We start from the raw sequence: 18,986 nt of genomic DNA, 5'->3' as shown, positions 1-18,986 counted from the left end.
AGGGCCGATCGGGAGGGATCTCCCGCCGGAGGGCGCCGGGGGAGCTGCCGGCAGGGGCGTCAGGAGAGCGTGGCCGCCGCGGTGGGCGAGCTCTCCTTCAGGAAGGTGGTGCAGCGCTCGTACTCCTCCTGCTCGCCGATGGCCTGGGCGGCGCGGGCGAGGGCGTGCAGGGCGCGCAGGAAGCCCCGGTTCGGCTCGTGCTCGAACGGGATCGGGCCGTGCCCCTTCCAGCCGCTGCGGCGCAGGGCGTCCAGGCCGCGGTGGTAGCCGGTGCGGGCGTACGCGTACGACTCGACCGTGCGTCCGGCCGCGAAGGCGTCGTCCGCGAGCTGTGCCCAGGCCAGGGAGGAGGTCGGGTGCTTCGCGGCGACCTCGGCGGGCGAGGTGCCCGAGGCGAGCAGCTCACGCGGTTCGGGGTCGTCGGGAAGGTGGGTCGGGGGCGGTCCCCCGAGCAGGTTCTCGTGAATGGCCATGGCCCCAGTCTGCACGCTCGCCGCCGGTGTGCGGAGGGCGGTACGCGGCGAGCCCGGTATCCGGCGGCGGTGCCGGGTACCGGGCTCGCGTCCGTCCGCGTCTCCCGCCCGGGCCGGGGCGGGGAGACGCGGACGGGGCGGGCGGGTGCCGCCTACTTCATACGGGTGCCGGTGGAGCGCAGGTCGGCGCACGCCTTGGCGACACGCTCGGCCATGCTCTTCTCGGCCAGCTTGCCCCAGCTGCGCGGGTCGTAGGTCTTCTTGTTGCCGACCTCGCCGTCCACCTTCAGCACACCGTCGTAGTTGCGGAACATGTGGTCCGCGATGGGGCGGGTGAACGCGTACTGGGTGTCGGTGTCGAGGTTCATCTTCACCACGCCGTTGTCCAGCGCGGTGGCGATCTCCTGCTCGGTGGAGCCGGAGCCGCCGTGGAAGACGAAGTCGAACGGGTTCTGCTTGCCGAACTTGGCGGCCACGCCCTCCTGGAGGTCCTTCAGCAGCTCGGGGCGGAGCACGACGTTGCCCGGCTTGTAGACGCCGTGGACGTTGCCGAAGGAAGCGGCCAGCAGGTAGCGGCCCTTCTCACCCAGGCCCAGGGCCTCGGCGGTGCGGACGGCGTCCTCGACGGTGGTGTACAGCTCGTCGTTGATCTCGTGGCTGACGCCGTCCTCCTCGCCGCCGGTCGGGGTGATCTCGACCTCAAGGATGATCTTCGCGGCGGCGGCGGCGGCCAGCAGCTCCTGGGCGATCTCCAGGTTGTCGGCCAGGGTCTCGGCCGAGCCGTCCCACATGTGCGACTGGAACAGCGGGTTCATGCCCGCCTCGACGCGCTTGCGGGAGAGCTCCAGCAGCGGGCGTACGTAGCCGTCCAGCTTGTCCTTGGGGCAGTGGTCGGTGTGCAGCGCGATGTTGACCGGGTACTTCTCGGCGACGATGTGCGCGAACTCGGCCAGGGCGACCGCACCGGTCACCATGTCCTTGTTGTACTGGCCGCCCAGGAACTCGGCGCCGCCGGTGGAGATCTGGATGATGCCGTCGCTCTCCGCCTCGGCGAAACCGCGCAGCGCGGCGTGCAGCGTCTGCGTCGAGGTCACGTTGATGGCGGGGTAGGCGAACCTGCCTGCCTTCGCCCTGTCGAGCATCTCGTTGTAGACCTCGGGGGTTGCGATGGGCATCTGTCCGCTCCTTGATGGTGTGCGAAGCTCTACGGCTCTGGTGTGGGTCAACGGAACGACGTCATCGTCGTCCCCATCCTCCCAGACGTGCGTGCTTGCTCCACCCCCGCGTCCGGTGACGGGGGCGGGGACGGGGCACGGGGGCGGCCGGTTCGCGTACCGCGTCGCGGCGGGGGCCGGACGAGGTCGCCTCCGCACCGCCGGCCGGGCCACAGAGCGTCACCGTTTCACGTGAAACAGTGACTCTCACGGACCTCTCCGGTTGCCCCGCGAGGTTTGCGCGGGGCGGGAGCCGGAGCCGGGGAGGGGCGGGGTCAGGACAGGTCCAGGTCCTCCAGCCCGTACGCCTGGTAGTACGGCAGGCCCGCCTTCTCGATCGCCGGAGCCGCGCCGCGCTCGACGATGACCGCCACGCCCACGACCTCCGCGCCGGCCTCCCGCAGCGCCTCGACCGCCGTGAGGACCGAGCCTCCCGTGGTGGAGGTGTCCTCGACCGCCAGCACCCGGCGGCCCGCCACGTCCGGCCCCTCGATCCTGCGCTGGAGGCCGTGGGCCTTGCCCGCCTTGCGCACGACGAACGCGTCCAGCTTCCGGCCGCGCGCGGCGGCGGCGTGCAGCATCGCGGTGGCCACCGGGTCGGCGCCGAGGGTCAGACCGCCCACCGCGTCGTACTCGATGCCGGCGGTCAGGTCGAGCAGCACCTGCCCGACCAGCGGAGCCGCCTCGGCGTCCAGGGTGATCCGGCGGAGGTCGACGTAGTAGTCGGCCTCCTTGCCGGAGGAGAGGGTCACCCTGCCGTGGACCACGGCCTTGTCCTTGATCTGCTGCAGAAGCTTGTCGCGCGCGTCGCTCATGCCGATGAGCCTAAGCCAGCCCCGCGCCGCCTCCGTGCCGCTCCCCTCGCACGGTCCCTCACCGGCTCCTCGCGGAGCTACGCCGGCCTGCGCCACGACCAGACCGTGGAGACCTCCAGCGGGTCGATGGGCGTGACCAGGCGGGGGTGGGAGTTGAGCCCGTCGGGCGGACCGGTCTGCGGCTCCACGCAGACGGCCTCGGACTGCTCGTCGTAGATCACCACCCACTCGGCGCGGCTGGCCACCTTCAACTCCAGCTCGCCCGGCCAGGTCAGCGTCACGTCCACCCCGTCCGGCATCCCGAAGCAGTCGTCCCAGGGGCCCGGGCGCGGCTCGACGCGGCGGCCGGTGGGGATGTGGTCCTCGCCGCGCTCCTCCTGCCAGGCGGGGGCGAAGTCCAGCACCACGTCCTGCCCGCCCTGTCCGAGGTTGCGCAGGAACCAGGGATGCCAGCCGGCCTGCGCCGGGAAGGAGTCCCCGGCCGTCTCCACGCCCAGGGTGAGGGTGAGCCCGCCTCCGTCCTCGGCCAGTTCCACCACCTGGGTCACCCGGCCCGGCCAGGGCCAGGGGTCGGTGAGGTCGTGGTAGAAGGACGCGGTCCGCCCGTCGCTGCGGACGGTGTGCCAGGGAACGCCGCGCACGGTGCCGTGGATGGCGTGCTGTCCGGCGGTCACGGGAAGCTGGTACCGCTCGCCGCCGTTGAGGAACCGCCCCTGCCGGGTCCGCCCGCACCAGGGCACCATCACGAACGCGCCGTACCGCTCACCCTGTCTGAGCACTTCCGTACCGTCGATGCGCAGGGAGGAGATCCGGCAGCCGTGCGCCGGATCGACGGTCACCTCGGTGCCGCCGGCTCGCAGACGGACTCCGCTGTCTGTGTCTTGGACATCATGGGCAGTCACATCCATGACCTTAACCGCGGCAGCCGACGGTAACCGTGGCGTTCAGCGCCTGCGCCGCAGCACGCGTCCCACCACGACCGCCGAGGCAACCGCCAGCGCCGCCGCGGGGGCGGCCCAGCGCAGCACCGCCGCGGCCGGGGAGGCCTCCTCGGGCGGAGGGACGGGGGCGTAGCGGCCGCGCGGCGGGGCGTGGTCCACCTCCTCGGCGCTGCGTCCGATCATCGTCCGGCGGGCGTGGGCCGCTTCGGCGGCGGACCGCGACTCCTCGTCCAGTTCGTCGACGAGGTCGTCGCCCAGACCGCCGTCGAGGCCGTCACCGAGGCCGCCGGTGAGCCCTCCGCCGTCGAGTGCCTCCTCGCCGGGCGCCTCGCCGACGAAGCCGTCATCGCTCGACGGGTCGAGCGATGACGGCGGAACCTCGATGTCGAAGACCCCCCGGGCCCCTTCGTCCGAAGCCTCCGGAGCGTCCGAGGCGTCCGGGGCGCCCGGCTCCTCCGGCTCGCCCGTCTCCTCGGCGCGGCCGGCGCTCCCGCTCTTCCTGGCATCCGCGGAGCCGGGCGTCTCGGGTGCGGGGATGCCCGGGATAACGGGCTCGTTGTCGTCCGGCTCGCCGATCCCGCCGGGCACGGCGACCGTACCGGCGGCGTCCACCGGGGAGACCGGGTCGGCCGCCATGCCGGCGGCCAGTTCGCCGCCGAAGCGGTCCAGCAGCCGGCGGCCGGCTGCGGACCGCTGCTTCTCCTCGAACTCGGTGATCCGGCCCTCGCCGCGCAGCTTCCCCGTGCAGACGAGCACGGTGCCCTCGCCGTCGTCGGCCGGGCGCGGCACGATCGTCAGGGTCAGTTCCACCGAGCCGTCGCCCCGGGCCTCGGCGCCCTCGCCGCGGACCGTGCAGGCGCCGTCCCCGTCTCCTCCGCCGTCCTCGCCGTGCGTCAGACGCAGGCTGCCGCGGTACGTGATGCTGGAGCCGCCGATCCGCACCCGCAGCCGCCCTCGGACGACCGCGCCGTCCCCGGTGCCGCCGGGCGCCGCGTCCGAGTCCGGGGCGTCGGGCTCCGAGGATTCGGGCTGGAGCCCCGGCACACAGCGCGCGACGCGCTCCGGCTCGGCGAGCGCCGCCCGTACGGCTCCGGCAGTGAACGGAACGTACACCTCATGCTCCATGGGGCGGAGCCTACCCACTACCTCCCCCACCAGTGCCCGCTCCGTACGGACATCGGCACGTCGTACTCCGCGCCTCAGTCCCGGTAGCGGGGGTGCATCAGGGTGGAGGGCGGCAGTCCGGTGAGACGGCCCCGCTCCGCGCGGGCGGAGGCGCGGTGCAGATCGGCGGGGTGGAAGGCGCGCGGGGCCGCACCGGCCGGTGCGAGGGCGAGCGGCGGCGGGGCACCGTGGGCGGCCAGTACGAAGCCCCAGTCGCCGGGCCGGTCCCCGGCCGCGCCCTCGCGCCGCTGCGAACGGTCGGGGCCGGCGGTGAAGCCGGTCAGCCGCCCGTCCACCACGTAGGGGGCGGTGCGCAGCCCCACGGTCCGCAGCGTAGTCTCCACCGTCCAGTACGCGCGGGGGCGTTCTCCGGCCGGTCCCGCGTGCACCGCGAGCCGCCCCCGCCCGGACAGCGCCCGCGCGGCCAGCCCGTAGAACTCCTGCGAGTACAGCCGGGAGCTGTCCGAGATGCCGGGGTCGGGCAGGTCGGAGACGATCACGTCGTACGGCGGCCGGCCGGAGTCCGGCCAGGAGCGCAGCCAGTCGAAGGCGTCCCCCGTCTCCACCCGCACCCGCGGATCGTCCAGCGAACGGCGGTTGAGGCGGCCGAGTTCCGGATCGGCGCGGGCCAGTTCCACGACCCCGGGATCGAGCTCCACCACCGTCGCCGACTCCACCTGCGGGTGGCGCAGCACCTCGCGCAGGGCCAGTCCGTCGCCGCCGCCCAGGACGAGCACCCTGCCGTGCGGGCCCGCCGCCATCGCGGGGCGGACCAGCGCCTCGTGGTAGCGCCGCTCGTCCCCGCCGCACACCCGCAGCCGGCCGTCCAGGAACATCGCGAAACCGGTCGGTTCGCTCCTGCCGGGGTGCCGGACGCCCTCGGTGAGCACGATCTCCTGGACGGCGGTGTTCCGCACCGTCCGCACCTCACCGCCGTACACCGCCCGGCGTGCGGCCTTCTCGAAGGAGTCGACGACGGCGACACCGGTGATCAGCAGTGCCACCACCAGTCCGTTGACGAGGAGCAGGACGCGGCGCGAGCGGGGTGACAGGTCGCCGCGGAACAGCCACAGCACCAGCGCGCCGCCCGCGACGGCGTTCACCGTTCCGACCGCCAGGGCCCCCGGGAGCTGGCCCATCAGCGGGAGGAGCAGGAAGGGGAAGGCGAGCCCGCCGACGAGGGCGCCCACGTAGTCGGCGGCGAACAGGTCGGCGACCGCGCCACCGGCGTCCTGTTCCCGGATCCGCTGGATGAGGGTCATCAGCAGCGGCATCTCGGCGCCGATGAGCACCCCGAGGACCAGTGAGAAGCCGATCAGCACCGTCATCGAGCCGCCGACCCAGGCGAAGTAGGCGTACAGCGCCATCGCCGAGCCTCCGCCGACCAGTGCCAGCAGTGCCTCGACGATGCCGAACCCGGCCGCCGCGCGGGTGCGCAGCCGCTTGGCGAGCAGCGATCCCAGGCCCATGGCGAAGACCATCACAGACAGCACGACGGAGGTGTGGGTGACGGAGTCGCCGGCCAGGTAGGAGCCGAGGGCGACGAGTTCGAGTTCGTAGACGAGACCGCAGGCGGCGCAGACGAAGACCGCGGCGAGGACGAGGAACCGTCCGACCCCGTCCGGCACGGGCAGCCGCGGCGGCGTCCGCGACGGCTCCTGCGGCAGCTCCTGCGTCGGGGCCCGCGGCGGCGCGGGCCCCGACGCCCCCGCCGGTACGGAAGCGGGCGTTTCGATCATGCCGGGAACGCTACGGGACGCCTCCCGCGAGCCCTGTCACCCACACAGGTGCAATAGATCGCACAGGCGCGCGAACCGGCACCCTCCGGCCCCGCGGACGGCGCGTACGTCCCGGTGGGAGCGCACGGCGGGGCGGAGGGACGCGGCAGGGGCGCGCGGCGGGGCGGAGGCACGCGGCGGAGCAGGGGCGCGCGGCTCACACCCGCGTACGCCCCGTACGAGCGCGCCGGGGTCACACGCCCACCCGCTCCGGTTCCCGCACGCGCACCCCCACTCTGGTGTGGGTCACGACGAGCCGCCGCTCCTGCGGGTAGGCGTGCCAGGTCCGCCAGTGCACCTGGTCGCCGCGCCGCTGGACCAGCAGGGCGGTGAAGGCGTTCGGGCTGCCGGGGAAGGTGCCGGCCAGCCCGTGCGGGTGGTCCGCGACGAGCGCGAGCAACTCCTGCGCGCGGCCCGCGAAGGAGCCGCCGGAGAGCGTCTCGACACGCGCCGCGAACGCGTACTCCCAGTCGTCTATCCGTTTCGACACCCCCAGTGGCAGCGGTGTCCTGCTGCCGGGGATGCACGCCACGGTCTCCGAGCAGAAGATGCCGCCCTCGTCCGCGAGCAGCACCTGGTGTGAAGCGCCGAGCAATCTCAACTGGACTGCCGTTCCCTGGAGTTCGAGATCCAGCTTCGCCAGTGCGGGCATTGGGTCGCACCCGAGCGCCCAGGCGAGGTCACCGGCGCGGGTGTCGGTGTACGGGGTCTTGAGATCGGTGAGCATGGGTCGGCTCCGCAACGCAGTGAGGGCGGGCCGACTCAGCCCCCTGGAACAGGGCCCCGAAGGGGACAGGGATGCTGCCTGCCGCCGGCTCGCGCCCACGTGAGGTCCGGGTACATCAGCCACCGAATCACGGAATGTGCGGCTCCTACAGGCTTTTTACTCACCTTCGTCTGTTTTCCATACCAGCGGGGGCCTAGCAGGTCAGATGTTCTCCCCGCTGAACTGCAACCGCCGTACGGGTGAACGGCGTCAGGCGCCCCCGCACCCCCCGCCGCCTCCGCCGCCTCCGCCGCACCCTCCGCCACCGCCGCCTCCGCCGCCACCACTGCCTCCGCCGCACGACGAACCACCGTCGTGCGAACCGCCGTCGTGGAAGCCGCCGCCGGCCCCGATCCACACCCCCGACGCTCCCCCGCCGGTGCTCCGCCGCGTACGGCGGCGCCCTCCCGTGACCGCGCCGACCGCCACCACGGCCAGCACCAGGACCAGAACCATGCAGATGATGACTACCGCCGTCATGGCGTCCCCCTCGTGTCCCCTTGGTTCCCCTCGTACCCGCACATCCCCCGCACGGGCCTGAGGTCACGATCCCCTCGCGCCGCCCGCGTCAAAGCCGAGTTGAGGAAGTCCAGAGGTTCGGGCGGCGCCGCTCCCGCCGTCCCCGCCGCGCCCGGCCGGGCGCCGCTCAGTCCCCTCCGCCCCCTCCCCCCGAGCCGCCGTCGGAGCCGCCGCCGGAGCCACCGTCCGAGCCACCGCCGGAGCCACCGTCCCCCCACCAGTCGGTGTCACCGCCGCCGGACGAACCGCCCCGGCGGCCACCGGCCGCACGGCGCCCGTCCCGCCGGGCGGGAACGACCACCGCCAGGACCAGCAGCACCACGACCCCGATCAGAAAGCCGACCAGCCACTCCACCGCCACACCCCTCTCCCGCGCCCCCACCGGGACTGCGATCACGACATCCGCAGGAAAGCACGGGCGGAAGGAGTTGAGGAAGCCGGGTGCCGGGCGGAGGATGGCCGCCATGACCTCCACCGGACGACCGCTGCTCAACCGCCGCCTGGCCGGGTTCGGCACGACGGTCTTCGCCGAGATGTCGGCGCTGGCCGTCAGGACCGGATCGATCAACCTGGGCCAGGGCTTCCCCGACACCGACGGCCCCGAACAGGTCCGGGAGGCGGCCGTACGCGCGCTGCGCGAGGGCCGCGGCAACCAGTACCCGCCCGGCCCCGGCGTCCCCGAGCTGCGCACCGCGATCGCCGGCCACCAGCGGCGCTTCCACGGCCTGGAGTACGACCCCGACACCGAGGTCCTGGTCACCGCCGGGGCCACCGAGGCGATCGCCGCCGCCCTGCTGGCCCTGCTGGAGCCGGGCGACGAGGTGATCGCGCTGGAGCCGTACTACGACTCGTACGCGGCCTGCGTCGCCATGGCCGGGGGCACCCGCGTCCCCGTCACCCTGCGGCCCTCTCCCGGGCCCGGGCCGGCGTACCGCCTGGACCTGGACGAGCTGCGCGACGCCGTCACCGGCCGCACCCGGCTGATCCTGCTGAACACCCCGCACAACCCCACCGGCACCGTCCTCGGCCGCGAGGAGCTGACGGCGATCGCCGAGCTGGCGGTGGAGCGGGATCTGCTGGTGGTCACCGACGAGGTGTACGAGCACCTGGTCTTCGACGGCGAGCACATCCCCATCGCCTCCCTGCCGGGGATGCGCGAGCGCACCGTCTCCATCTCCTCCGCCGGCAAGACCTTCTCCTTCACCGGCTGGAAGGTCGGCTGGGTGACGGGCACCCCGGAGCTGGTGTCGGCGGTGCGCTCGGCCAAGCAGTACCTGACGTACGTCTCGGCCGGCCCCTTCCAGTACGCGGTCGCCGAGGCGCTCGCCCTGCCCGACTCGTACTACACGGCACTGCGCGAGGACCTGCGCGCCAAGCGGGATCTGCTGGCCGGCGGTCTGGAGGCCGCGGGCTTCACCGTCCACCGCCCCGCGGGCACGTACTTCGTCACCACCGACATCCGCCCCCTGGGCGAGAGCGACGGTGTGGCCTTCTGCCGCTCCCTGCCCGAGCGCTGCGGCGTCGTCGCCGTCCCCAACGCGGTCTTCTACGACCACGCGGCGGAGGGCGCGCACTTCGTCCGCTTCGCGTTCTGCAAGCGCGAGGAGGTGCTGCGGGAGGCGGTGGAGCGTCTGGGAACGCTGAGCGGGGCCCCGGACCGCGCCCGGACCGCCTCCTGACGGCCTCCCGGCGGCGGGGCCGCCACCCCGGGGCCGCCGCGCGTCGGGCCCGACGCGCGGCGGCCCCGGGCGCGGACGCGAAGCGTTCCGTGCACCGGGGCCGCGCGGGGCCTCGTGTGGGGGGCGGAGAGGTCAGCCCTCGCCCTCACCGTCGGACTCCTCGACGTCCTTGGCCAGGCCGAGCTGCTCCACGAGCCAGCGGTCGAACTCGACCGAGGCGCGGATCCAGCTCACCGTGCTGGAGACGAAGTGCTCCAGCGAGACGCCGACGCCGACCAGCATCTGGGCCTCGCCGATCAGGCGGACCGTGCCGTCGTCGTGCGTGTGGCTGTAGACCTTCGGCCACAGGGTGCGGCGGTTCCAGTCGTCGACCAGCTCCAGCAGACGGGTCTTGTCCTCGATGGAGTGGGGACGGTCGTAGAACGTCCGGACGGAGAAGACCTGCTGCTCCTTCTCGCCGCGGAACATGAAGTAGGTGCGGAACTCCTCCCACGGCGCCGCGAGGTCACCCTCGTCGTCGACGACGTACTTCAGCTCCATCTGGTCGAGGAGCTGCTTGACCAGGTCCTGGTCCGGGATGACGGGCCCGGCAGGCCCCGTCGGCTGCTGTTCGGGCTGCTGGCCCCCGAAGTTCGGGATCGAGGACGGGTCGATAGTCACCGTGGATTTCCCTTCATACGATTCCTGCCATCCTCTCCCACCCCGGCCCGGTCCTGGCAAGCCCGGGCTTCCGTGCTCGTCCGTCGGACTGACGCGTCCGCCCGGCGGGCGGACGCCGGGGCGCCTCGCGGCCCCGGGGCGGCTCGGCGGGCCCCGCGCCGCGGGACCCGCCGTACGGCCGCCGCGCGGTCACCGCACCGGGGTGACGACCAGGCCCTCCTCCTCCAGGCCGACGTCCACGCGGACGGTGTCGCCGTCGCGGATCTCGCCCGCCAGGATCGCGCGGGCCAGCCGGTCGCCGATGGCCGTCTGGACCAGGCGGCGCAGCGGCCGGGCGCCGTAGGCCGGGTCGTTGCCCTCGACCGCCAGCCAGTCCAGCGCGGCGTCGGAGACGTCGAGGGTGAGGCGGCGGTCGGACAGGCGCCGGGAGAGGGCGCCGATCTGGAGCCGGGCGATGCTGCGCAGCTCCTCGCCGCTGAGCGCGGAGAAGATCACCAGGTCGTCCAGCCGGTTGAGGAACTCCGGACGGAAGGCGGAGCGGACGCTCGCCATGACCTTCTCCCGCTTCTCCTCCTCCTTGGCCAGCGGGTCCATCAGGAACTGGCTGCCGAGGTTGGAGGTGAGGACGAGGATGGTGTTGCGGAAGTCCACCGTCCGGCCCTGCCCGTCGGTCAGCCGCCCGTCGTCGAGCACCTGGAGCAGGACGTCGAAGACCTCGTGGTGGGCCTTCTCCACCTCGTCCAGCAGCACCACGCTGTACGGGCGCCGCCGCACGGCCTCGGTGAGCTGGCCGCCCTCCTCGTAGCCGACGTAGCCGGGAGGCGCGCCGACCAGCCGGGCGACCGAGTGCTTCTCGCCGTACTCGCTCATGTCGATGCGGACCATGGCCCGCTCGTCGTCGAAGAGGAAGTCGGCGAGCGCCTTGGCCAGCTCGGTCTTGCCGACGCCGGTGGGGCCGAGGAACATGAACGAGCCCGTGGGCCGGTCGGGGTCGGCGACCCCGGCGCGGGAGCGGCGCACGGCGTCGGAGACGGCGCGTACGGCCTCGGCCTGGCCGATCAGCCGCCGGCCCAGCTCCTCCTCCATGCGCAGCAGCTTCTGCGTCTCGCCCTCCAGCAGCCGCCCGGCGGGGATGCCGGTCCAGGAGGCGACGACGTCGGCGATGTCGTCCGCGCCGACCTCCTCCTTGACCATGGTGTCCTTGCTCGTCTCCTGCTCCTGCTCGGCGGCCGAGGCCTCCTCCAGCTCGCGCTCCAGGGTGGGGATCTCGCCGTACAGCAGCTTGGAGGCGGTCTCGAAGTCGCCGTCGCGCTGGGCGCGCTCGGCCTGGCCGCGCACCTCGTCGAGCTTCTCCTTCAGCTCGCCGACGCGGTTGAGGCCCTGCTTCTCCTTCTCCCAGCGGGCGGTCAGCCCCCGCAGCTCCTCCTCGCGGTCGGCCAGCTCGCGCCGCAGCCGCTCCAGCCGCTCCCGGGAGCTCTCGTCGCTCTCGCCCGCCAGCGCCAGCTCCTCCATCTTCAGCCGGTCCACCGCGCGCTGGAGCTCGTCGATCTCCACGGGCGAGGAGTCGATCTCCATGCGCAGCCGGGAGGCGGCCTCGTCGACCAGGTCGATGGCCTTGTCCGGCAGGAAGCGGGAGGTGATGTAGCGGTCGGACAGGGCGGCGGCGGCCACCAGCGCGCCGTCGGCGATCTGCACCTTGTGGTGCGCCTCGTAGCGGCCCTTGAGGCCGCGCAGGATCGCGATGGTGTCCTCGACGGTGGGCTCGGTGACCAGCACCTGCTGGAAGCGGCGCTCCAGGGCCGGGTCCTTCTCGATCCGCTCGCGGTACTCGTCCAGCGTGGTGGCGCCGACCATGCGCAGCTCGCCGCGGGCCAGCATGGGCTTGAGCATGTTGCCCGCGTCCATCGCCGAGTCGCCGCCGGCGCCCGCGCCGACGACGGTGTGCAGCTCGTCGATGAAGGTGATGATCCGCCCGTCGCTGGACTTGATCTCAGCCAGGACGGCCTTGAGCCGCTCCTCGAACTCGCCGCGGTACTTCGCTCCGGCCACCATCGCGCCCAGGTCGAGGGCGACCAGGCGCTTGTTCTTCAGCGACTCGGGGACGTCGCCCTTGACGATCCGCTGCGCCAGGCCCTCCACGACCGCCGTCTTGCCGACGCCGGGCTCACCGATGAGCACCGGGTTGTTCTTGGTGCGCCGCGAGAGCACCTGCACCACGCGGCGGATCTCCTGGTCGCGGCCGATGACGGGGTCGAGCCTGCCCTCGCGCGCCGCGGCGGTCAGGTCGGCGCCGAACTTCTCCAGCGCCTTGTAGGTGCCCTCGGGGTCGGCGGTGGTGACGCGCTGGCCGCCGCGCGCGGTCTCGAAGGCGGTGAGCAGCTTCTCGGCGGTGGCGCCCTGCTCGGTGAGCAGCCCGCCGGTCCGGCCTCCCCTGGCCGCCAGGCCGATGAGCAGGTGCTCGGTGGAGATGTAGGCGTCGCCCAGCTCCTTGGCGCGCTGGGAGGCGTCGGCGAGGACGGCCATCAGGTCGCGGTCGGGCTGCGGCTTGGCGACGGTGGAGCCCTGCACGCTGGGCAGCGAGCCCAGCAGCCGCTCGGCTGCCGAGCGCAGGGCGGCCTGGTCGGCGTCGACCGCCGCGAGCAGGTCCTGGATGTTCTCGTTGTCCTGGCCCTCCAGCAGGGCCAGGAGCAGGTGTGCCGGGGTGATGTCGGGGTGGCCCCCGGTGAGGGCGCGGTTGTTGGCCGCGCTGATCGCGTCCCGGCTCCTGTTGGTCAGCTCGGCGTCCACGGGTGCGTACTCCTCCTCCTGTCGCCAACTCTGCATACATCAGCATGCAGTAAGTTGAGTCTATTCCACTCAACGCGCGAACGGGAGCGCCGCCGGGATAGTTTCCGGAGCATGGCCAGCGAATCCCGGCGGGACCCCAGGCATCCGGACGACGCGTACCTCGCCTTCTGGCGGGAGCGGCACCTGTGCACCCTGACCACGCTCCGCCCCGACGGCACCCCCCACGTGGTGCCCGTCGGGGTCACCTACGACCCCGGGGCCGGTCTGGCACGGGTCATCACCCGCCGTACCAGCTCCAAGGTCGCCAACGTCCTGGCCGCCGCGGAGCGGCCCGGAGGCGCCCGGGCCGCCGTCTGCCAGGTGGACCGGGGGCGCTGGGCGACCCTGGAGGGCGTCGCGTCGGTGCGCACCGACGCCGAGGCGATCGCGGACGCGGTAGCCCGTTACGCCGAGCGATACGGGCGCACCCCCGCGCCCAACCCGGAGCGGGTGCTGATCGAGATCGCCCTGGACCGGGCGATGGGCACCGTCCCGTCCCTCTGACCGCCCCCGCAACTGTCCCGCGCCCGTCCCCGTCCCCGCACCCGCACCCGCCCGGCGCACGGCGCGACGCCGCCCCGCCCGGTCGCACATCGGGCGGGACGGCGTCGGCTCATGGGACGGCCGGTCCGGTGGATCCGGCGCGCTCCGGTTCCGTGCGGTGCGGTTCCGTGCGGTGCGGCTCGGCGCGGCTCAGCCGCGGGGGCCGCCGCCCGCCGCCTGGAGCAGCCGGCGCGCCTCGGCCGGGAAGGGGCGGCCCAGCACCCGGCCCCGGTCGTCGCCGACCGACATCACGGCCACCACCGTGCCGGACTGGCTCGCGGCGTCGTAGTCCCGCAGCCACGGCCCGCCGCTGGAGCCCTGCGTCAGGTCGCAGGACTCCAGCAGCAGTCCGCCCACGTTCGGCTGCTGGGTGTCCCGCTCGGTAAGCAGGGCGGGCGTGCCCGCGCAGTGGGCGAGCGTCTCGCCGTCGTACGGCTCCGTGGCCGGGTAGCCCAGGGCCACGGTGCGCTCGGCCGGATCGACGGGCTCGAAGTCCAGGCGGTTGGCGCCGACCGTCTCCTGGAGCGTCCGCCCGCCCTTCTTCTCCACCTTCAGGAAGGCGTAGTCGTACGGCAGGGCCTGCGGCAGCCTCCCCCGCTTCCAGGCGGACTCCAGGTGCACCGACGTCACCCGCCAGCCGACCCGGGCGGCGTTCGCGGTGCCGTGGCGGTCGTAGGCGGGGACGAACCAGGCCTGCTTCCAGCGGGGCTCGCCGGGGTTGTGGACGCAGTGCGCGGCGGTGACGACGACGCTTCCGTTGGGGGCGTCCACGACGGCGCCGGAGCAGGCGAGCAGCTGCCCGTCCGGGTAGGTCCCGACGAGCTTCCCGACGGTCCGCACCGTACCGCCGGGCCAGGGCGCCCGGGGGGTACCGGTCCCGCCGGCCTCCGTGCGAGCGGCCGCGGCGCCGGACACCGGATCGACCGCGGGGACGCCCAGGGGAGCGGCCCCCAGCAGCGCGGCGGAGGTCGCGACGGTGACGAATGCGGCTATGACGGCACGTATCCTGTCCATGCCCTCACGCTGCGCCCCTCCCACGTCCGCATGCCATCCGCACACCGCCGACCGGGTGGGGCGGTGCGTCCGTCCGGGCGGACCCGGACGGACGCATGTGTACGCCGGACGGCCCCACGCCGGAGCCGTACCGGACGCGAGCCCGAGCCGGAATCCGGGCCGTACCGGAGCCGGGACGGCAGCGGCCCGGCCGGGAAGCCGGCCGGGCCGGAGCGGACCGTGGGAGCGGCGGGGGGCCGTGCCCCCGAGATCATGCCGGGCGGGGGTCAGTCGGCGGAGCGCTGAGGCCGCCAGACCACCAGCGCGCTGGACTGCTGCACGTCCTGGTAGGGCACCAGGTCGCGCCGGTAGGAGGCGTGCACCTGCGCCTCGCGCTGGCGCATGGCCAGCGCCGCGCCCTCCACCGCCTGCTGGAGCTCGGCCACCTTGGCCTGGAGGGCGGCGACCTGGTTCTCCAGTTCGATGATGCGCTTGATGCCCGCGAGGTTGATGCCCTCGTCCTGCGACAACCGCTGCACCTGGCGCAGGAGCTGGATGTCCCGCGCCGAGTAGCGGCGGCCCCGCCCTGCCGTACGGTCGGGGGAGACGAGACCGAGCCGGTCGTACTGCCGCAGCGTCTGCGGGTGGAGCCCGGAGAGCTGGGCCGCGACGGAGATGACGTAGACCGGTGACTCGTCCGTCAGCTCGTACGGGTTGCCCCGCCCCCGCCCCTGGCTCTGTCGTCCGCGGCCGTAGCCGTCCATATCGGTCAGTCTCCCTTCGCGGCCTTGAACAGCGCCGCCCGCGGATCCTCGCCCGCGGTCGCGTCACGGTAGGACTCCAGCAGGTCCCTTGCCTTGTCGCTCAGTTCCCTCGGGACCGTCACCTCTATGGTGACCAGCAGATCGCCCCTGGTGCCATCCTTGCGCACCGCTCCTTTCCCCCGGGCGCGCATCGTCCGGCCGCTCGGGGTACCGGCCGGCAGCCTCAGGGTGACCGGCGGGCCGCCCAGGGTGGGCACCTTGATCTCGCCGCCGAGCGCCGCCTCCGTGAAGGTGACGGGCACGGTGACGGTCAGGTTGTCGCCCTTGCGGCCGAACACCGGGTGCGGCTCGACGTGCACCACGACGTACAGGTCTCCGTTCGGGCCGCCGCGCTCGCCCGGCGCGCCCTTGCCGCGCAGCCGGATGCGCTGCCCGTCCGAGACGCCTGCGGGGATGCGGACCTGCATGGTGCGCGAGCTGGTGGCCCGGCCGCTGCCCTTGCAGACCTCGCACGGGTCCTGGGCGATCAGCCCCCGGCCCCTGCAGTCCACGCACGGGTCGGTGAGCGAGAACCCGCCCCCGCCGCCCCTGCTGACCTGGCCGGTGCCGACGCAGGTCGGGCAGACCCTGGGGGTGCCGTTCCTGTCGCCGGTGCCCGCGCAGGCCTTGCACGCCGCCGAGCTGGACATCCGCAGCGGGACCGTGGCCCCGTCCACCGCCTCGGTGAAGCTGAGCGTCACCTCGGACTCGATGTCCTGGCCGCGGCGCGGCTGGGTGCGCGTGCCCGCGCCGCCGCCCCTGCCGAACAGCCCGCCGAAGACGTCCCCGAGGCCGCCGCCGAAGCCGCCCGCCCCGGGGCTGCCGCCCTGGGCGCCCCCGAAGAGGTCGCCCAGGTCGAAGTTGAAGCCGCCGGGGCCGCCCGCCCCCGGGCCGGTGCGGAAACCACCGGCGCCGAAGAGCGCGCGGGCCTCGTCGTACTCCTTGCGGCGCTTGGGATCGCCCAGGACGTCATGGGCCTCGGAGACCTCCTTGAAGCGCTCCTCGGCCCGGGCGTCGCCCTTGTTGGCGTCCGGGTGGAACTCGCGGGCGAGCTTCCGGTACGCCTTCTTGATCTCCGCCTCGGTGGCGTCCTTGGGGACGCCGAGGACCTTGTAGTAGTCCTTCTCCACGAAGTCCTTGGTGCTCATCCCCGGCGTCCCTCCTTCCGGTGTTCCTCCGCGTCAGCCCTGTTCGGGGCCACCGCTCTCCTCATCGGCTGCCGTCTCCGCCTGCTGGTCCTCGCCCTTGGCGGGCTGCGCGCCCGGCTGGGGCTCGGCGACGCCGACCCGCGCCGGGCGGATCGTGCGCTCGCCGATGCGATACCCGGGCTGCAGGATCTGCACGCACGTCGTCTCGGTGACGTCGGGCGAGTACGAGTGCATCAGGGCCTCGTGCACCGTCGGGTCGAAGGCCTCGCCCTCCTTGCCGAACTGCTGCAGACCCATCTTCGCCACGACCGTCTCCAGCGACTCGGCCACCGACTTGAAGCCGCCGACCAGTTCGCCGTGGTCCCGGGCGCGGCCGATGTCGTCGAGCACCGGCAGCAGCTCGGTGAGCACGTTGGCGATCGCGATCTCCTTGACCGCCACCCGGTCCCGCTCGACCCGGCGGCGGTAGTTGGAGAACTCCGCCTGGAGCCGCTGCAGGTCCTGGGTGCGCTCGTTCAGCGCGGTACGGGTCTGGTCGAGCTGGGCGGTCAGCGCCGCCACCCGTTCGGCGTCCCCGGACGCCCCGGGCGTCCCGGGGGCCGCCTCCGGGCCCGCCTCCTCGGCGGTCCCGGAGGTCTGCGCCGCGTCACCGGGCTGCTCGCCCGGCTCGCCCGGCTCGGCGGGGACGTCGGGCTCCTGCTCGAAACCCGGGGTCTCCTCCGTCACGCTGCATCACCCTTGGGCTTGTCGTCGTCGACGATCTCGGCGTCCACCACGTCGTCGTCCGCGCCGCCGGCCTTGGCACCGGCACCGGCGCCGCCCGCGGCCTGCTGGCCCTGGGCGTCGGCGTACAGGGCCTGGCCCAGCTTCTGGCTGGTGGCCGCGACCTTCTCGGAGGCCTCGCGGATGGCGGCGGTGTCCTCGCCCTTGAGCTTCTCCTTCAGGTCGGCCACCGACGCCTCGACCTCGCTCTTCACCTCACCGGGCACCTTGTCCTCGTTGTCCTTGAGGAACTTCTCGGTGGTGTACACCAGCTGCTCGGCCTGGTTGCGGGTCTCGGCCGCCTCCCGGCGGCGGTGGTCCTCCTCCGCGTACTGCTCGGCCTCCCGCATCATCCGCTCGATGTCGTCCTTGGGCAGCGCCGAACCGCCGGTGACGGTCATCCGCTGCTCCTTGCCGGTGCCCAGGTCCTTGGCGGAGACGTGCATGATGCCGTTGGCGTCGATGTCGAAGGTGACCTCGATCTGCGGCACCCCGCGCGGCGCCGGCGGCAGCCCGGTCAGCTCGAACATGCCCAGCTTCTTGTTGTACGCGGCGATCTCCCGCTCGCCCTGGTACACCTGGATCTGCACGCTGGGCTGGTTGTCCTCGGCGGTGGTGAAGATCTCCGAGCGCTTGGTCGGGATCGTGGTGTTGCGCTCGATCAGCTTGGTCATGATGCCGCCCTTGGTCTCGATCCCCAGGGACAGCGGGGTGACGTCCAGCAGCAGGACGTCCTTGACCTCGCCCTTGAGCACACCGGCCTGCAGCGAGGCGCCGATGGCGACGACCTCGTCCGGGTTGACGCCCTTGTTCGCCTCCTTGCCGCCGGTCAGCTCCTTGACGAGCTCGGCGACGGCCGGCATGCGGGTCGAGCCGCCGACGAGGACGACGTGGTCGATCTCGGAGAGCTGGATGCCCGCGTCCTTGATCACGTTGTGGAACGGGATCTTGCAGCGCTCCAGCAGGTCGGCGGTGAGCTGCTGGAACTGGGCCCGGGTGAGCTTCTCGTCCAGGTGCAGCGGGCCCTCGGCCGACGCGGTGATGTAGGGCAGGTTGATGGTGGTCTCGGTCGAGCTGGAGAGCTCGATCTTCGCCTTCTCCGCCGCCTCGCGCAGCCGCTGGAGGGCCATCTTGTCCTTGGACAGGTCCACGCCGTGGCCGGACTGGAACTGCTTGACCAGGTAGTCGACGACCCGCTGGTCCCAGTCGTCGCCGCCGAGCTGGTTGTCGCCGTTGGTGGCCTTCACCTCCACCACGCCGTCGCCGATCTCCAGCAGCGAGACGTCGAAGGTGCCGCCGCCGAGGTCGAAGACCAGGATCGTCTGGTCGTCCTTCTCCAGGCCGTAGGCCAGGGCGGCCGCGGTCGGCTCGTTCACGATGCGCAGGACGTTCAGGCCCGCGATCTCGCCGGCCTCCTTGGTGGCCTGGCGCTCGTGGTCGTTGAAGTAGGCGGGGACGGTGATCACCGCGTCGGTGACCTTCTCGCCCAGGTACGCCTCGGCGTCCCGCTTCAGCTTCTGCAGCACGAAGGCGCTGATCTGCTGGGGGTTGAAGTCCTTGCCGTCCAGGTTGATCTTCCAGTCGGTGCCCATGTGGCGCTTGACCGACCGGATCGTCCTGTCGACGTTGGTGACGGCCTGGCGCTTGGCGACCTCGCCTACGAGAACCTCGCCGTTCTTGGCGAAGGCGACGACGGACGGCGTGGTCCTGGCGCCCTCGGCATTGGTGATGACGGTGGGCTCACCGCCCTCGAGAACACTGACGACGGAGTTCGTCGTACCCAGGTCGATGCCGACCGCTCGTGCCATTTCGGGTTCCTCCAGCTCATACCTTGAGTAGATCTGGCTCAAGAGTGCAGCAGGAGGGAGGGCAACGTCAAGAGACCTGAGCCGCGCCGACTCA

General features: G+C 73.0%; 18 protein-coding genes. 2 read left to right on the top strand and 16 right to left on the bottom strand.

Features of this window, described 5'->3' with window-relative positions:
• Positions 1–59: 59 nt before the first annotated feature.
• The 9 genes from QPK52_RS13805 to QPK52_RS13765 all read right to left on the bottom strand — a co-directional run bounded on the left by QPK52_RS13805 (position 60) and on the right by QPK52_RS13765 (position 8,136).
• The gene (locus QPK52_RS13805) at positions 60–473 is read right to left on the bottom strand and encodes a DUF3151 domain-containing protein (RefSeq protein WP_237880779.1); all 414 of its coding nucleotides are present in this window, start codon (positions 471–473) and stop codon (positions 60–62) included.
• Positions 474–625: 152 nt separating this feature from the next.
• A complete protein-coding gene (fbaA, locus tag QPK52_RS13800) occupies positions 626–1,648 on the bottom strand; it encodes a class II fructose-bisphosphate aldolase (RefSeq protein WP_410537790.1) in 1,023 nt (340 codons plus the stop codon).
• A 314-nt stretch (positions 1,649–1,962) separates the two neighbouring features.
• Complete coding sequence (pyrE, locus tag QPK52_RS13795) at positions 1,963–2,502, bottom strand: orotate phosphoribosyltransferase (RefSeq protein WP_410537789.1); 540 nt, start codon at positions 2,500–2,502, stop codon at positions 1,963–1,965.
• 77 nt (positions 2,503–2,579) lie between these two features.
• Positions 2,580–3,404, bottom strand: a complete 825-nt coding sequence (locus tag QPK52_RS13790) for an aldose 1-epimerase (RefSeq protein ID WP_410537788.1) — start codon at positions 3,402–3,404, stop codon at positions 2,580–2,582.
• 42 nt (positions 3,405–3,446) lie between these two features.
• Positions 3,447–4,568 (bottom strand): hypothetical protein, encoded by a 1,122-nt coding sequence (locus QPK52_RS13785; RefSeq protein ID WP_410537787.1) that lies wholly within the window; start codon positions 4,566–4,568, stop codon positions 3,447–3,449.
• A gap of 74 nt (positions 4,569–4,642) precedes the next feature.
• A complete protein-coding gene (locus tag QPK52_RS13780) occupies positions 4,643–6,346 on the bottom strand; it encodes a polyamine aminopropyltransferase (protein WP_410537786.1) in 1,704 nt (567 codons plus the stop codon).
• A gap of 232 nt (positions 6,347–6,578) precedes the next feature.
• The gene (locus QPK52_RS13775) at positions 6,579–7,112 is read right to left on the bottom strand and encodes a DUF2617 family protein (RefSeq protein WP_410537784.1); all 534 of its coding nucleotides are present in this window, start codon (positions 7,110–7,112) and stop codon (positions 6,579–6,581) included.
• A 249-nt stretch (positions 7,113–7,361) separates the two neighbouring features.
• Positions 7,362–7,631 (bottom strand): hypothetical protein, encoded by a 270-nt coding sequence (locus QPK52_RS13770; protein ID WP_410537783.1) that lies wholly within the window; start codon positions 7,629–7,631, stop codon positions 7,362–7,364.
• A gap of 166 nt (positions 7,632–7,797) precedes the next feature.
• The gene (locus QPK52_RS13765) at positions 7,798–8,136 is read right to left on the bottom strand and encodes a hypothetical protein (protein WP_410537782.1); all 339 of its coding nucleotides are present in this window, start codon (positions 8,134–8,136) and stop codon (positions 7,798–7,800) included.
• Between QPK52_RS13765 and QPK52_RS13760 the strand changes: the two genes are divergently transcribed.
• Complete coding sequence (locus QPK52_RS13760) at positions 8,126–9,349, top strand: pyridoxal phosphate-dependent aminotransferase (RefSeq protein WP_410537780.1); 1,224 nt, start codon at positions 8,126–8,128, stop codon at positions 9,347–9,349. The genes QPK52_RS13765 and QPK52_RS13760 overlap by 11 nt on opposite strands.
• A 132-nt stretch (positions 9,350–9,481) precedes the next feature.
• Here QPK52_RS13760 and QPK52_RS13755 read toward each other — a convergent pair whose 3' ends face one another.
• Complete coding sequence (locus QPK52_RS13755; RefSeq protein ID WP_410537779.1) at positions 9,482–10,009, bottom strand: YbjN domain-containing protein; 528 nt, start codon at positions 10,007–10,009, stop codon at positions 9,482–9,484.
• Between the two features lie 189 nt (positions 10,010–10,198).
• Positions 10,199–12,796, bottom strand: coding sequence for an ATP-dependent chaperone ClpB (gene clpB / locus QPK52_RS13750; protein ID WP_410540325.1), 2,598 nt, complete (start codon positions 12,794–12,796; stop codon positions 10,199–10,201).
• A gap of 111 nt (positions 12,797–12,907) precedes the next feature.
• Here clpB and QPK52_RS13745 point away from each other — a divergent pair, with 111 nt between their 5' ends.
• On the top strand, positions 12,908–13,339 hold the full coding sequence (locus tag QPK52_RS13745) for a pyridoxamine 5'-phosphate oxidase family protein (protein ID WP_410537778.1): 432 nt from the start codon (positions 12,908–12,910) through the stop codon (positions 13,337–13,339).
• A gap of 189 nt (positions 13,340–13,528) precedes the next feature.
• On the opposite strand, the gene QPK52_RS13740 is transcribed toward QPK52_RS13745, so the two are convergent.
• From QPK52_RS13740 to dnaK, 5 genes are all read right to left on the bottom strand, one after another.
• Positions 13,529–14,392, bottom strand: coding sequence for a trypsin-like serine peptidase (locus QPK52_RS13740; protein WP_410537777.1), 864 nt, complete (start codon positions 14,390–14,392; stop codon positions 13,529–13,531).
• Positions 14,393–14,658: 266 nt separating this feature from the next.
• Positions 14,659–15,135 carry a heat shock protein transcriptional repressor HspR gene (locus tag QPK52_RS13735; protein ID WP_093663053.1) on the bottom strand — a complete coding sequence of 159 codons (477 nt, stop codon included), beginning with the start codon at positions 15,133–15,135 and terminating at the stop codon, positions 14,659–14,661.
• A gap of 5 nt (positions 15,136–15,140) precedes the next feature.
• Entirely contained in the window at positions 15,141–16,322 is a 1,182-nt protein-coding gene (gene dnaJ / locus QPK52_RS13730; RefSeq protein ID WP_410537776.1) for a molecular chaperone DnaJ, read from the bottom strand.
• Between the two features lie 33 nt (positions 16,323–16,355).
• Positions 16,356–17,048, bottom strand: a complete 693-nt coding sequence (grpE, locus tag QPK52_RS13725) for a nucleotide exchange factor GrpE (RefSeq protein ID WP_410537775.1) — start codon at positions 17,046–17,048, stop codon at positions 16,356–16,358.
• Positions 17,045–18,892 carry a molecular chaperone DnaK gene (gene dnaK / locus QPK52_RS13720; protein ID WP_410537774.1) on the bottom strand — a complete coding sequence of 616 codons (1,848 nt, stop codon included), beginning with the start codon at positions 18,890–18,892 and terminating at the stop codon, positions 17,045–17,047. The genes grpE and dnaK overlap by 4 nt, the downstream gene beginning before the upstream one ends.
• Positions 18,893–18,986: the final 94 nt, after the last annotated feature.

This window comes from Streptomyces sp. KL2 (assembly GCF_046529545.1).
Lineage (GTDB): Bacteria > Actinomycetota > Actinomycetes > Streptomycetales > Streptomycetaceae > Streptomyces > Streptomyces radiopugnans.
This window is presented reverse-complemented; position numbering and strand designations above follow the sequence as displayed.